General features: G+C 65.1%; 7 protein-coding genes. 5 read left to right on the forward strand and 2 right to left on the reverse strand.

Features of this window, described 5'->3' with window-relative positions; translation table 11 throughout:
• Window positions 1–2: 2 nt before the first annotated feature.
• Window positions 3–1,835, reverse strand: coding sequence for a sensor histidine kinase (locus CGS25_RS16755; protein WP_101676165.1), 1,833 nt, complete (start codon window positions 1,833–1,835; stop codon window positions 3–5).
• Complete coding sequence (locus CGS25_RS16760) at window positions 1,832–2,497, reverse strand: response regulator (RefSeq protein WP_101676166.1); 666 nt, start codon at window positions 2,495–2,497, stop codon at window positions 1,832–1,834. The genes CGS25_RS16755 and CGS25_RS16760 overlap by 4 nt, the downstream gene beginning before the upstream one ends.
• 350 nt (window positions 2,498–2,847) lie before the next feature.
• Here CGS25_RS16760 and CGS25_RS16765 point away from each other — a divergent pair, with 350 nt between their 5' ends.
• The 5 genes from CGS25_RS16765 (at window position 2,848) to ligA (ending at window position 14,697) form a co-directional block, all read left to right on the forward strand.
• Window positions 2,848–4,935, forward strand: a complete 2,088-nt coding sequence (locus CGS25_RS16765; RefSeq protein WP_157933860.1) for a sulfatase-like hydrolase/transferase — start codon at window positions 2,848–2,850, stop codon at window positions 4,933–4,935.
• An 87-nt stretch (window positions 4,936–5,022) separates the two neighbouring features.
• The gene (locus CGS25_RS16770; RefSeq protein WP_101676168.1) at window positions 5,023–7,323 is read left to right on the forward strand and encodes a tetratricopeptide repeat protein; all 2,301 of its coding nucleotides are present in this window, start codon (window positions 5,023–5,025) and stop codon (window positions 7,321–7,323) included.
• A 407-nt stretch (window positions 7,324–7,730) separates the two neighbouring features.
• Window positions 7,731–11,240: a chromosome segregation protein SMC gene (gene smc, locus CGS25_RS16775; RefSeq protein WP_101676169.1), complete on the forward strand. Its 3,510-nt coding sequence runs from the start codon at window positions 7,731–7,733 to the stop codon at window positions 11,238–11,240.
• A gap of 76 nt (window positions 11,241–11,316) precedes the next feature.
• On the forward strand, window positions 11,317–12,252 hold the full coding sequence (zipA, locus tag CGS25_RS16780) for a cell division protein ZipA (protein ID WP_101676170.1): 936 nt from the start codon (window positions 11,317–11,319) through the stop codon (window positions 12,250–12,252).
• Between the two features lie 114 nt (window positions 12,253–12,366).
• Window positions 12,367–14,697 carry an NAD-dependent DNA ligase LigA gene (gene ligA, locus CGS25_RS16785; RefSeq protein WP_101676171.1) on the forward strand — a complete coding sequence of 777 codons (2,331 nt, stop codon included), beginning with the start codon at window positions 12,367–12,369 and terminating at the stop codon, window positions 14,695–14,697.
• Window positions 14,698–14,784 lie beyond the last annotated feature (87 nt).

The raw sequence follows: 14,784 nt of genomic DNA on the forward strand, positions 1-14,784 counted from the left end.
TTTCAAAGCAGCGTTCCCGTCAACGGCCGTTGCGACTCCGCCACCGTGGGTTCCGGCAGGCGAAGGGGCAGAAGCAGGGATAACCGCGTGCCGCTTTCCAGCGGCTCAATATAAATATCGCCATGGAGCTGGCGCACACGCCGGCGCATATTGCGCAGCCCGCTGCCGCCCCGGTCAGCTTGACGGGGGAAGGGCAGGCCATCGTTTTCCACCGCGATGCGTGCCCGGCCATCGTCCTGCCGGTCGCCGGACACCAGGATGCGTGTGGGTTGGCCGTGCTTGATGGCGTTGGTGATGGCTTCCTGGACAATGCGCAACACATTCAAGGCGTGCGATGGCGTAACGCCGGCGATTTCCGGCAGCCGTGCCATCGACCATTCCAGGCCGATGCCGGTGCGTTTCAGTTGCCGCTCCAGCCGCTCACGCAGCCCCGCCAAGGCCACGGGCAGTTCGCGGTCATCGATATCCAGGGATTGGACCACCAACCGCAGATCGTCCAGGGCCTCGCGGGCGGCACGTTCCACTTGCCGCGAATTTTCCCGTTCGGATAAAGCAATGATGGATGCCAGATGGCCGGACAACCCGTCATGCAAATCGGCGGTAAGGCGGGCGCGCTCCTCGCTGAGTACCTGCTGTGCGGCTTTGCGGCGATCCGCCTCATGCAGGCACGCCAGCTCCCGTTCGCGCTGCTCCAGGCGATCCGTCAAATAACCGTTGACGTTGTCCAGGCGTGTCAGGCTGATGCCCAGACGGCGCATCAGAATCATGGCGATACCAATCAACATCAGCGGCCGGTAATACATCGACAGAAGAATCGGGTTGCTCAGTTCACCGAGCAGCACCAGCAGATCGTGGAGCCCGGTAATCGTCATCAACGACAAAGGCAACACCAACAGCCAGGCTTCGTGTAGTCGGCGGGCAAACGCCGCCCAGGCGACGATGCCCGACGCCACCAGCATGCTGAGAATATTGAGCGGCGCGCTGACAAGCAGCACCAGACGATGTGCCGGCACCAGCCCGCTCAGACCCAGCAGCACGCACACCGAGGGAATCGCCACCGTCGCCATTTTCAGCCAGCGCGGCGGTGGCTGCCCGGCGATCAGCAACACCGTGATCACCAGGATCAGGCTGGCCGAAGAGCCGGCCATCACCAGATAGGGCATCACCGCCATGAAGTTCGGAACCAGCTCCCAGACCATGCCCAGATAGATCACCATGGACATAAGCAGCAGCGAGAACATCCAGCCAAACAACGCTTCCGCCGGCCGGTATAACCAGACCACCCCGACCACCAGAGCGATCAGCAATTGCGCGGCCAGCACCATGAAACGCAGATATTCGAGCACGAACACCCGCACCCGATAGTGCACCGCCAGCTGCTCGATACCGCCCACGTAAGCCCGGGACAAACCGGTGGGCAGCAGATCCACGGAACGCAACGACACCTCGATAACATTGCGACCGACCTTGAGACTCTCCAGTGGCAAACGGATCAGCACCGGTGTGCCGGAGGCCATGCCCACCATGGAGATACGATCCTCGGCATTGCCGACCGGTTGCCCGGCGAGTTCAAAGGTGGCCTGCTGGCTGGCCACCGGAATGAACAAATAGCTCGGCGCCACCTGATCAAGCTCGAAGCTCAGACGGTAATGCTCATGGCCACCGGCTTTGCGGCCGACCAGCGGCAGGTTCACCGGAACCTCGCCGTGCGGCTCCACGCGCACCGCCTGGGTGATGGCCCGGGCGTCGGGCTCCGGCAGGGTCAGCCACAGCGGCACGCTGGCCAGGATGGCCAGAAGTCCCCACAGTAGTCCCACCCCCCAAGCGCGCTTCACAAACGAATAAGCCCCCGTTTCGACGCCTCGTAAACGGCCTCCGAACGATTGTTGGCGGCCAGCTTTCGGTAGATATTTTTTATATGCACCGGCACCGTCTGATGCGAAATATTCAACCACTCGGCCAGCTCGGCGTAGGTGAACCCTTTGGCGATGCCGCGCAGGATTTCCGTTTCCCGAGGCGTCAACGCCGGCCCCGTCGGGTTTTGCGCCGGGGCCCCCATGCGCCGTACCAGGACCCGGGCAATGGATGAGGAAATCGGCGAACGCCCGGCGCGCACCTCCTCAATCGCCTCTAGCAGCTCAATCGAGTCGGCGTCCTTGAGCAGATACCCCACCGCGCCGGCTTCAATGGCTTCCAACACGGTTTCGTCATCGGCCAGCACCGAAATCACCAGGGCGTCGGCGTTCGGATTGAGCCGGCGCAACTGGCGGATGGCCTCGGTGCCGTGACCGTCCGGCAGGCGCAAATCCGTCAGCAACAGATCAACCTTGTGCTTGCCCAGTGCCGCCAGGGCCTCGCCAAGCGTGGCGCACGCCGTCACCAGCCTGCCACCGGGCCAGCCTGCCAGAATGCGCGCGAAGCGCTCTCTCAGCGGAGCATCGTCCTCAAGCAGAAGGATTTGCGCCACCGGGTCTTGAGTGGACGGGTTGTGTTCCATGAGCGGCTCATGATGATTTGCCCGTGACTGTGCGGCACAGGGCGGACGATCAATATACCCCATTTATGGTATGCCCCCCTGCGGCCGCCGATGGCGATACTGGGCGATATGAATAATGTAACCGGCCTGGCTCATGACACCGCGACGGAAAAGGGGCTTAATAGCCGCATCGTCGCCGGAAAAAGGGTGCCGTCGAACAACCAATCGCAAGCCGGGATTTTTTTGAGCGCCTGATGGGGGATACCATGAAACGGTGCCAATCGTTGATAAAAGGGGCTGCGCTTTGGCCTTGTCTGTTGGTCTTGCTGTTGGGAGCGTGCGGGGGAGGCGGCGGCGATTCGTCGCCCGAGGTGGCCGAGGCACCGCCCAATTTCCTGCTGGTGGTGGTGGACGATGTCGGCATTGATCAGTGGCGGCTGTTTGGTTACGGCGGTTATACGCCAGCGCAGACTCCGAACATTGACGCCATCGCTCAGGGTGGCGTGCGTTTCCAGAATTTGTGGTCGATGCCGGCCTGCTCGAATGGTCGTGCTGCTTTATTTACCGGCCGTTATCCGTTTCGCACTCAGGTCTATACCGCGCTGGGCAACAACGACCTGGCCAATTACATGCTCAACCCCAACGAGACCACCTTGCCCCGGCTGCTCAAGCCGCTTGGCTATAAGAGTGCGTTGTTTGGCAAATACCATATGGGGATCCAGGCCAATCACCCCGATGGCGAAGCCATGGTGCACGCCAGTGGCTTCGACTATTTCGAAGGCTGGCTGGACCAAACCGGCGACCCGTCGTCCATCGACACCACCGCCGGCGGAGTGGCGCCGGAGGGTAGCTGGTCGTGTGGTTTCGTGCCCGACGCCGCCCATGGCGGTGCCAACAGCGGTGCTTGTTACACGCCGGACGGTGCCTGCCAGGCGTTGAGCAAGACCGGCGCCCAGGCACCGGGCCGGGTGTGCCGGGACAGCGGTGGTATTTTCGATCCCGGCGCTGCCTGCCAGGCGCCGACGCCGGGCAACATCGATTTCAATCGGCTCAGCGGCCACTATGTGTCGCCGCTGGTGATCAACCACGAAGACGGCTCGGTGGAGCAGGTGCCACTCACCGACCGGCGCGCGCGCACCTGGCGCGGCAGTGAGCCGATCGACGCCGCGCTGGGCTGGCTTGATCGTCAACCGCAAGGGCAGCCCTGGATGATCGCGCTCAGCTTCGCCACCGATCACACGCCATTGATGCAACCGCCCAGCGCCACCTTGCCCGACGACCAGCCGGACTCCAGCCATCTGGATTGCGCCTCCATGGTGGACCAGCGGATTCTTTCCAATCAGATGGAAGAATCGATGGACCACGAACTGGCGCGCTTTATGGTCAACGCCGGCCTGGCTCGCTACGGCGCGAGCGGCGAGCTGATCTATGACCCCAAGGCCAGCAACACCTATGTGGTGCTGGTCAGTGACAACGGCAGCCTGGGCACCGTGGTCAAGGCGCCGTTCGAGCCCACCCGCGCCAAATCCACCGCCTACCAGACCGGCATCTGGAACCCGGGCATCGTCGCCGGGCCGGGCATCGCGGAGCCGGGCCGCTCGGTGGACGCCATGGTCAACATCGTCGATCTGTACCAACTGATCGGTGAGCTGGCGGGTGTCGAGGATGTGCACGCGGCGGTACCCCGGCCGCTGGATTCGCAAGCCATGAGGCCGTATCTGGAAAGCGCCAACCAGAGCGCCATTCGCGCCAGCAATTTCTCCGAGATCGGCACCAATCTGCACGCCAACGGCGAGCTGAACGGGCCCTGTGTGTACAGCACCACCACCTGTACTCAGATCGCCCCGAGCAAAGGCGTGTGCAACGACAACGGCGGCACCTGGTGGGGCGAAGGCCCGGACAACGCCAGTGCGCCTCCGGAGGGCTTCGGAAAGTGCTGCGAGCTGGCCCAATGGCAAAACGACAACGGGCTGACCGTGGCCGACAATATCTACCCCAAGGCCGCCTACGCGATCCGCAACGAGATCTACAAGCTGGTACGTAACGAGTACGACGCTTACGACGCCAGCGCCGATGCCTGCGCGGACGACACCGTGGTCTACGAGCTCTATCAGATCGACCAGGCCGTGCCGTCCCCGACCCTGGACCGGGAAGAGGCCAACCTGATGCCGGCGTCCACCGGCGTATCGCTTACCGTGGAGCAGCAGCAAAATTACGATGACCTGAACAATCAGATGGATACGCTGCTGGCGTCGCGGGCGTCCTGCCGGGGCGATGTGGACCTAAACGGAACCGTCGATGAAAACGACATCGCCCAATGGAGTGACCTCAAGGCGAAGTCCGGTGGCCGCTCGAGCTGGGCCGACATCAACCAGGACGGCATCACCGACGACACCGACCGGACCTTGATACAAGAGAGCTTCGGCGCCTGTTCGTCTTCCGGCGACAACGGCGGCTGACGTGTTCGACGGCCTGGGTGCGAAGCGATTATCCGGCCGGGGCCGGACGGGGTACCGGTGACCGACAGGGAAAAGGAAGCCGGGGTCTTGGCGAGCGGCCGTGCGCAGCGCTGGAATCGGGGGCTGTTGCTGGTCGGTGCCGGGTTAATGATCCTGGTGGTGTCCCTGGCTCTGCACAGCGCCTGGCGTGACCCGGCCGCGGGCGGCCCGACCATCGACCGGCGCGGCACCGGCGACGGCGCGCCTGACTTCGTTGGCTCGCGGGCCTGCGCCGGCTGCCACGCTGAACAACACCAGGCCTGGCTCGGTTCCCATCATCAACTGGCGATGCAACCGGCCAGCGAAACCAGCGTGCTCGGTGATTTCAATCAAGCGCGCCTGGCGGATGGCGACGGCGCCACCTTTTTTCGCGATGGCGACGCCTTCATGGTGCGCACCACCGGTCCTCAGGGCACCGTGCGCGACTACCCGATCCACTACACCTTCGGAGTCGAGCCCCTGCAGCAATATCTGATCGCACTGCCCGGTGGCCGCTTGCAGGCCTTCGGCACCGCCTGGGACAGCCGCCCCCGCGAACAGGGCGGCCAGCGCTGGTTCGCGCTGTATCCGGAGTCCCAGGGGCAGCCTTCCAGCCCGCTGCACTGGAGCGCCATCGACCAGAACTGGAACGGCGCCTGTGCGCACTGCCATTCCACCGGGCTGCGCAAGCATTACGATGCCAAGACACAGCGCTACGCGACCACCTTTTCAGAGGTCAGCGTCGGTTGCGAAGCCTGCCACGGGCCCGGCTCGGCCCACCTGGCCTGGGCCCGCGATCCCCACGGGCACGCCAACATCGGCCCCGGCCATGGCCTGAGTCTGGATTTCGGCAAAGACGCTCGCGGCCACTGGCGCTATGACGCCAGCGCCGGGCGGGTGATCGGGCAGGGCCCGCGCAGTGGCGCATTGGAAGTGGAAACCTGCGCCCGCTGCCACGCCCTCGGCACGCCGATTCACGAAGACCCGGTGCACGGCCAGCCGGTCAGCGACGAGATCCGCGTGGCGTTGCTCGACCCCGAGCTTTATTTTCCGGACGGGCAGATCAAAGGCGAGGTGTTCGAATACGGCTCCTTTATCCAGAGCCGCATGTTCCACGCCGGCGTCACCTGCGCCAATTGCCACGAGCCGCACAGCGCCCGGTTGCGTGCCGAGGGCAACGGCCTGTGCACCCAGTGCCACCAGGCCGCCGCCTATGACACGCCGGCTCACTCACACCACCCGGCCGGCTCCGCGGGTTCGCAGTGCGTGGCCTGCCACATGCCCGAGCGCACCTATATGCGCATCGATGGGCGCCGCGATCACAGCATTCGTGTGCCCCGGCCGGATCTGTCGGCGTCCCTCGGCACGCCCAATGCCTGTAACCAGTGCCACCAGGACCGAAGCCCGGCCTGGGCGGCGGGCCGCATCGACCACTGGCGTGCTGCTCACACCAAGGGCTTACAGCGGTTTGGGCCGGCATTGTGGGCGGCGGGCGAAGGCGCGCCCGGCGCCGGGCAAAGTCTGGAGCGGCTGATCGGCGACCCCGAGCAACCGGCGATCGCCCGTGCCACCGCCCTGTCATTGCTCGCCGACAGCGCCGCCGGCAACCAAATCGACGATGCCGGCTCGCTGTTCCGGCAGGCCGCCGACGACCGGTCGCCACTGGTAAGGCGCGCCGCCGCGCGCCATCCGTCGGCGGCGCTTGCCCTGCTCGACGATCCGGTGCGCGCGGTGCGCATCGCGGCGGCGGAATCGCTGGCCGCGTTGGCGGCGCCACCGTCATCGCGGGCCGCGTCGCAAACCCTGCAGGCGGCGGCGGGCCAGTACCGTCAGGCCCAGGCGTTGAACGCCGACCGTCCCGAGGCGCACCTGGGGCTGGCCGGTTTTCACGCCGCCCAGGGTGATCTGGAACGCGCCCAGGCCGAGCTGGAAACCGCGCTGGCCCTGGACCCGGCTTTTGTGCCAGCAGCGATCAATCTGGCCGATTTCCACCGCGCTCAGGGTCACGATGACAGGGCCGAAGCGGTGCTGCGCGAAGCGCGGCGCCATGCCCCCGAGGCGCCCGCCTTGAGCTACGCACTGGGCTTGCTGGAAGTGCGCGGCGGGCATCACAAGCAGGCCCTGGAAGCGCTCGCCGCCGCCCGGCGCCAAGCGCCCGATAACCCCGAATACGCATACGTCTATGCCTTGGCGCTGAACGAACGCGGTGACAGCGCCGGGGCCATTGAGGTTCTGGAAGCATCCCTGGGTCAGCATCCCTTCCACCGGCCCTCCATCGCCGCGCTGGCCAGCTTTTACGACCAGCTTGGCCAGCCCGACCAGGCGATGCGCTATCAGCGGATGTTGCGGCAATGGGGGCAGGTTCCGTAAAGGGCCAGGGTCGGGCGCAGGGCGACTGACGTCTGCCTCTCGTAACTCAACGGCTCGACGTGTAGCCATAATAGCTGCGTAGTCGCACCGCTTCCCGTAATGGGTTTTGATCCTGGCGTCCGACGTCCGACGTCCGACGTCAAACGTCAAACGTCAGACGAACCGACCCACGCCCCCAGCCGCCCGCCCCGAACACGCGAGGCCGGCTCTCGGTAAATCTTCCGATCTCGCCGCCAGGGTGCGCAAAATGGGCCCGGCGTGGTGAATTCGACCGCTGTTAAGGCTAGACTGGCAGGCTTTACGGTCGCACCTCGGGCCGCTGATGAACGTGGCGGCGGGCCTCGTTTCGCGGACCGCGTCGGCGGTTTTGCTTTTTCCGGAGCGGCATGAGCCGCGATGCGTACTCTATGAGACTGAAAACCATAAAACTGGCCGGGTTCAAATCCTTCGTGGACCCCACCTCGGCCCTGTTCCCCGACAACCTGACCGCGGTGGTGGGCCCCAACGGCTGCGGCAAGTCCAACATCATCGACGCCGTGCGCTGGGTGATGGGGGAGTCTTCCGCCAAGCATTTGCGCGGCGAGTCCATGGCCGACGTGATCTTCAACGGTTCCAACGCCCGTAAGCCGGTGGCGCAGGCCTCCATCGAGCTGGTGTTCGACAATTCCGACGCCACCGTCAGCGGCGAGTACGGCAAATTCAACGAGATTTCGGTAAAGCGCCAGGTCACCCGGGATGGGCAATCCAATTACTACCTCAACGGCACCAAATGCCGGCGCAAGGACATCTCCGACATTTTTCTCGGCACCGGCCTGGGGCCGCGCAGCTACGCGATCATCGAGCAGGGCATGATCTCCCGGCTGATCGAAGCCAAGCCGGAAGAACTGCGCGTCTATATCGAAGAGGCCGCCGGCATTTCCAAGTACAAGGCGCGCCGCCGCGAGACCGAAAACCGCATGCGCCGCACCCGCGAAAACCTGGAGCGGCTCACCGACATCCGCGACGAGCTGGCCCGCCAGTTGGAGCGGCTCAGCCGCCAGGCGTCGGCGGCGGAAAAGTACAAGCAGTTCAAGGAAGAGGAACGGCACAAGAGCGCCCAGCTCAAGGCCCTGCGCTGGCGGGGCCTGGACGCCCAGGTGAAACAACTGGATGTGGTGATCGGCGAGCTGGAAGTGGCCACCGAGGCGAAGATCGCCGAGCAGCGCCATGTGGACGCCGAGATCGAGCGCCTGCGCGAAAATCACAACGAGGTGCAGGAGCAGTTCAACCAGGTGCAACAGCGGTTCTATGCGCTGGGCGCCGAGGTGGCGCGTCTGGAACAGAGCATCCAGCATCAGCGTGAGCGGCGTCAGCAGCTGTATGAAGAGCTGGAGCAGGTCACCGCCAGTTGGCGCGAAGCGGATCAACACCAGAGCACCGACGCCCAGACCCTCGCCGAACTGGAACAAACGCTGGCCGGGCTGGAACCGGACCTGGACCTGGCCAGCGAGCGCCAGGAGAGCGCCAGCGAGGCGTTGGCGCTGGCCGAAGAGGCGATGCAGGAGTGGCAGCAGGCTTGGGAAACCTTCAACGGGCGAGCGGGGGAATCGCGCCGCCAGGCCGAGGTGGAGCAGTCGCGCATTCAGCATCTGGAAAAATCCATTGAGCGGCTGCGCGATCGCGCCGAGCGGCTCACTAAAGAGCAGGCCTCGCTGGACGCCGGCCCGCTGGCGTCCGAGATGCGCCAGTTCGAAGAACAGGTGGCGCAATTCCAGGAGCAGCGCGAGGAAAGCGAGCTGCGCGCCGAGAGCCTGCAGGAAGAGATCAATCAGCACCGCCGGCAAAACGGCGAGCGCGGCCGCGAGCTGGACGACGCCCGGGAAAAACTGCAGGCCCTGAAAAGCCGGCACACCTCGCTGGAGGCGCTGCAGAAGGCGGCGATGGGCGACGACGGCGCGGTCAGCGACTGGCTCGCCGAGCACGATCTGGATGACAAGCCGCGGCTGGCGGATCGCATTGACGTGGCCGAAGGCTGGGAAAACGCCGTGGAGGCGGTGCTCGGCGACGCCCTGCAGGCGATCAGCGTGGAAGGGCTGGACGCGGTCAGCGACTGGCTGGCCGACCTCACCCACGGGCGCGTGGCCATGGTGCAACCGATGGTGCAGCCCTCCGCCGTCGCCGGCGGCGACGCCCACGGCGCGCTGCTGCGCGATCAGGTCTCCGGCGCCGTGCCCGAAGGCCTGCTGGCCGGCGTGCACGCGGTGGACAGCCTGGCCGACGCCCTTGCCCTGCGTGCCCGGCTCGCCGCCGGGCAGTCGGTGGTCACCCGCGATGGCATCTGGCTGGGGCCGGACTGGCTGAAGGTGGCCCGCGAGCGCGACCAGGAAGCCGGCGTTTTGGAACGCCGCCGTGAACTGGAGACGCTGGGCGGGCAGATCGACGACGCCGAACAGCGCGTCGAGACCCTCAAGGCGCAGCTCGAAGAAACCCGCGAGCAAGTCGCGGCGATGGAAGAAGAGCGTGAAGAAGTGCAGCGCCAGGCCAGCCGGCTGAGCCGCGAACTGGGCGAGGTCAGCGCCCAGGTGAGCGCCCGTCAGGTGCGTCTGGAGCAGATCACCATGCGCCGCGAGCGGCTTGGCAAGGAACTCGAAGAGACCGGCGAACAGCTCGAACAGGAACAGCAACAGATCAAAGAGGCCCGCGCCGTGCTGGCCGAGGCGCTGGACGCCATGGAGCAGGATTCCGGCGAACGTGAAGCGCTGCTCTCGCGCCGCGACGAAACCCGCCTGCGCCTGGACGAAGCCCGCCAGCAGGCGCGCCAGCAGCGCGACCTGGCCCATCAGGTGGAAATGCAGGCGCAGGGCGCGCGCACCCAGGCGCAATCATTGCGCCAGAATCTGGACCGTCTGGAATCCCAGGTGGCGAGCCTGGCGGAACGCAAAGCGCTGCTGGAAAGCCAGGCCAGCGATGGCGATGACCCCAACACCGAGCTTCAACAGCAGTTGGAAGAAAAGCTGGAAATGCGCCTGCAAGCGGAGCAGAACCTGGTCGAGGCGCGCCGTGGTCTGGAAGACGTGGAACACCAGATGCGCGACCTGGAAGGCCGCCGTGGCCAGTTTGAACGGCAGGCCCAGGACGTGCGCGACACCATGAACGCCAAGCGCATGCAGTGGCAGGAACTGAGCACCCGCCGGCAGACCGTGGCGGAACAACTGAGTGAGCAGCATTTTGACCTGCAAACGGTGATCGCCAACCTGCCCGAGGACGCCGACGAGCAGCTGTGGTCCGAGGAGCTGGAGCAGATCGGCCAGCGCATCGCCCGGCTGGGCCAGATCAACCTGGCGGCGATCGAGGAATACCAGCAGCAATCCGAGCGCAAACAATACCTGGATCAGCAGAACGACGATCTGGACGACGCCCTGAAAACCCTGGAAAACGCCATTCGCAAGATTGATCGCGAAACCCGCACCCGCTTCAAGGAGTATTTCGACCGCATCAACAAAGGGCTCCAGGAGCTGTTCCCCAAAGTGTTTGGCGGTGGCCACGCCTATCTGGAGCTGACCGGTGATGACCTGCTCGATACCGGGGTGACCATCATGGCGCGCCCGCCGGGCAAGCGGAACAGCACCATCCACCTGCTTTCCGGTGGCGAAAAGGCGCTGGTGGCGTTGTCGCTGGTGTTCAGTATTTTTGAACTCAACCCCGCGCCTTTCTGTCTGCTCGACGAGGTGGATGCGCCACTGGACGACGCCAACGTGGGTCGGTTCTGTAATCTGGTGCAGGAAATGTCGACGCGGGTGCAATTTATCTATATCACCCACAACAAGATCGCCATGGAGATGGCGCACACCCTGATGGGCGTGACCATGCACGAGGCCGGCGTATCGCGGCTGGTCTCGGTGGACGTGGAAGAGGCCGCCGAGATGGCGGCCATGTAGGCTGGTCAATACCCTGCTTTGACAAGCATCTCCCCGGTGACGAATTATTGGGGCCAAATTTGAAAGGAAGAGGCAAATGGGCCTGAATCTGGAAACATTGATCGGCATTCTGGTTATTCTGATCCTCCTGATTCTCGCTGACGGCGTGCGGCGCATGATCCGTGAGCGGCACGGTCGGTTGCGCATGCGCATCGACCGGCGTTTTCGGGATCAGGGCGTGGACGACGAGGATGACGGCTACCCCTCCGAGCTGATGGGCGGGCCACGGGTACGCAACCGGGACATCGACCCGGAGAGCGCCGACGACGATGGCGCGCCGCCGATGATGATGGACGAAGCGCAACAGCCGCCACCGAGACCGAGTGCCGAGCAGCAAAGCCTGTTCGACAGCGAGCCCGAGCCCGAGCCGGAGCTGGAACCCGAGCCGCCCACGGCGCAGCCGGAACCGGCGCGCGCGCCGACGGCCCCGGCCGCCGCCGCGACCCGGCGGGAAGCGCCGGTCAGAGAGCCGGCGCCACGGGAAGCACCCCGTCGCGAAACCGCCGAGCCGCCGCGCCAATCGGCGCCGAACCAGCCGGTGCTGGAGGTAATCGTATTCCATCTGATCGCCCGCCGGCCCGAGCGCTTCGATGGCCAGGCGATGCTCAGTCTGCTGCTGGAAGGCGGTCTGCGCTATGGCGATATGCACATCTTTCACCGGCACCGTGAAGTGGCGGGCGCCGAGCAATTGGAATTTTCGGTGGCCAACGCGGTGGAGCCGGGCACCTTCGACATCGACACCATGGAAGAGCAGCAATTCGCCGGCATCACCTTCTTTATGAAGCTGCCCGGCCCCGGCGAGCCGCTCGGCTCGCTGGATCGCATGCTCTCGATTGGCCGCCGCATGGCCGAGCAACTGGACGGCGAACTCAAGGATGAGCAACACAGCGTGCTCACCCCGCAAACCATGGAACACCTGCGCCAGCGAGTGCAGGAATTCGAGCGCCGCCAGCGCGTTTCCCACGGCGCTTGACGCGCACGCGGCTTCGCCGCGAGTTGCGAGCGACAAGCCTCAAGCTGCAAGCTGCCCAGTCGGCACGGCCAGCTTGTCGCTTGCCGCTGAACCCCAGAATCGGATTTAAAAATCGTGACCTCGAAGACCCCCTCTCCGGCCGAACAAATCCGCCAATTGCGCGAGACGCTTAACGACTGGTCTTACCGCTATTACGTGCTCGACGAGCCGGCGGTGCCGGATGCGGAGTACGACCGTGGCTTCCGCCGGCTGCAGGCCCTGGAAGAAAAGCACCCGGATCTGGTCAGCCCGGATTCGCCCACCCAGCGGGTCGGCGATCAACCCCTGGACGCGTTTCAGCAGGTCCGTCATCGGGTGCCGATGCTGAGCCTGAGCAACGCCTTCAGCGACGATGAGCTGCGCGATTTCGACCAGCGTATTCATGAGCGTCTGGACGTGCGCGAAAAAGTGGTCTACGTGGCCGAGCCGAAGCTGGATGGCCTGGCGGTCTCGCTGCTCTACGAAAACGGCGAACTGGTGCGCGGCGCCACCCGGGGCGACGGCGAAACCGGCGAGGACATCACCGCCAACGTGCGCACCATCAAATCGATCCCGCTGCGTCTGCGTGGCGACAATCCGCCCTCTGTGCTGGAGGTGCGCGGCGAGGTGGTGATGCCGCACAGCGGCTTTCAAGAACTCAACCGGCGCCAGCAACAGGCCGAACAGAAAACCTTCGCCAACCCGCGCAACGCCGCCGCCGGCAGCCTGCGGCAACTGGACCCGCGCATCACCGCCGCGCGGCCGTTGGAGTTCTACGCCTATTCGCTGGCGCAACTGGAAGGCGAGCCCTGGCCGGACACCCACTCGGCGATTCTTAAGCGCCTGCGCGCGCTGAATTTGCGTGTTAATCCGGAGATCAAGAACTGCCAGGGCATCGAGGCGCTGCTGGCGTTTTATCACGACATTCTGGAACGCCGCGACAGATTGGATTACGACATCGACGGCGTGGTCTACAAGGTGGACCGCATGGATTGGCAGCGCGATCTGGGCTTTGTCAGCCGCGCGCCGCGCTGGGCCATCGCCCACAAATTTCCCGCCCAGGAAGAGCTTACCGTCCTCAACGAGGTGGATTGGCAGGTCGGCCGCACCGGCGCCCTGACCCCGGTGGCCAAGCTGGAACCGGTGCAGGTGGGCGGCGTCACGGTCAGCAACGCCACCTTGCACAACATCGATGAAATCCGGCGCCTGGACATTCGCATCGGCGACACCGTGGTGGTGTACCGCGCCGGCGACGTGATTCCCAAGGTGGTGCGCGCGGTGCCCGAGCGGCGCCCCAAAGACGCCCGGGAAATTCACCTGCCCGACCAATGCCCAGTGTGCGGCAGTGAAATCCTGCGCGCCGACGACGGCGTGGTGGCCCGCTGCACCGGCGGCCTGATTTGCGGCGCCCAGCGTCGTGAGGCGATCAAGCACTTCGCCTCGCGCCGCGCCATGGACATCGACGGCCTGGGCGAGAAGCTGGTGGACGCCCTGGTGGATCGCAACCTGATCGACAACGTCGCCGATCTGTATCGATTGAAGGCCGAAGACGTGGCGGGCCTGGAACGCATGGGCGAGAAGTCCGCCGACAATCTGATCCAGGCGCTGGAAAACTCGAAGAAAAACAGCCTCAGCCGTTTTTTGTTCGCCCTGGGCATTCTGCAGATCGGCGAAGAAACCGCCAAGGCCCTGGCGGACAGTTTCGGCGATCTGCAATCGATCCGCCGAGCGCCGTTGCTGCTGTTCCTGGAGGTGCCGGACGTGGGCGTGGAGGTGGCCAAAGCGATCGCCGCCTTCTTCGCCGAAGAGCACAATGAAACGGTGATCGACGGCCTGTTGAAAGCCGGTGTCGAACCGCAATCCCCCGGCCAGCCCGCGGCGGCGTTCGTGAAGCGTTTCTCCCTGGCGTCCATGCTGCGCGCCGCCAAACGGCTGGGCATGGACCTGGAAGGGATCGGCGAGAAGACCCTGGAAAGCGTGGGCCGCCACTACGGTTCCTGGCCCGAACTGTTAAAGGCGCTGCAAGCCAAGACCTCCGAAACCGCGCCGGGCATCAAAGCCGGCACCCTGGACAAGATCGCCGCCGCCCTCGACAAAGGCGACTGGCGGCCGCGCCTGGAACAGGCCTGGGAGCAGGCCGAAACACTGCGAAGCCGGGCGCCCGAAGACCAGGCCGGCCGCCCCCTGGACGGCCAGACCTGGGTGCTCACTGGCACCCTGAGCCGCCTGACCCGCGATCAGGCCAAGGCGCACCTGGAAAGCCTGGGCGCCAAGGTGGCCGGCAGTGTCTCGAAAAAAACCGCCCGGGTGGTCGCCGGCGAAGCCGCCGGCTCGAAACTGGACAAAGCCCGTGACCTGGACGTCAGCATTCTCGACGAAGACGCCTTCGTGCATTTTCTTAATGGCCATGGCATCAGCGTGAGCTGAGGGCTGCGGTTTGCGAACCAGGGCCCGCTACAGTGCCCCTGTGGGAGCGATCCTTGATCGCGAACCGAGCCGAAAGGCGAGGCCGGC

The sequence above is a fragment of the Alloalcanivorax mobilis genome, assembly GCF_002864685.1.
In the GTDB taxonomy this organism is placed as follows: domain Bacteria; phylum Pseudomonadota; class Gammaproteobacteria; order Pseudomonadales; family Alcanivoracaceae; genus Alloalcanivorax; species Alloalcanivorax mobilis.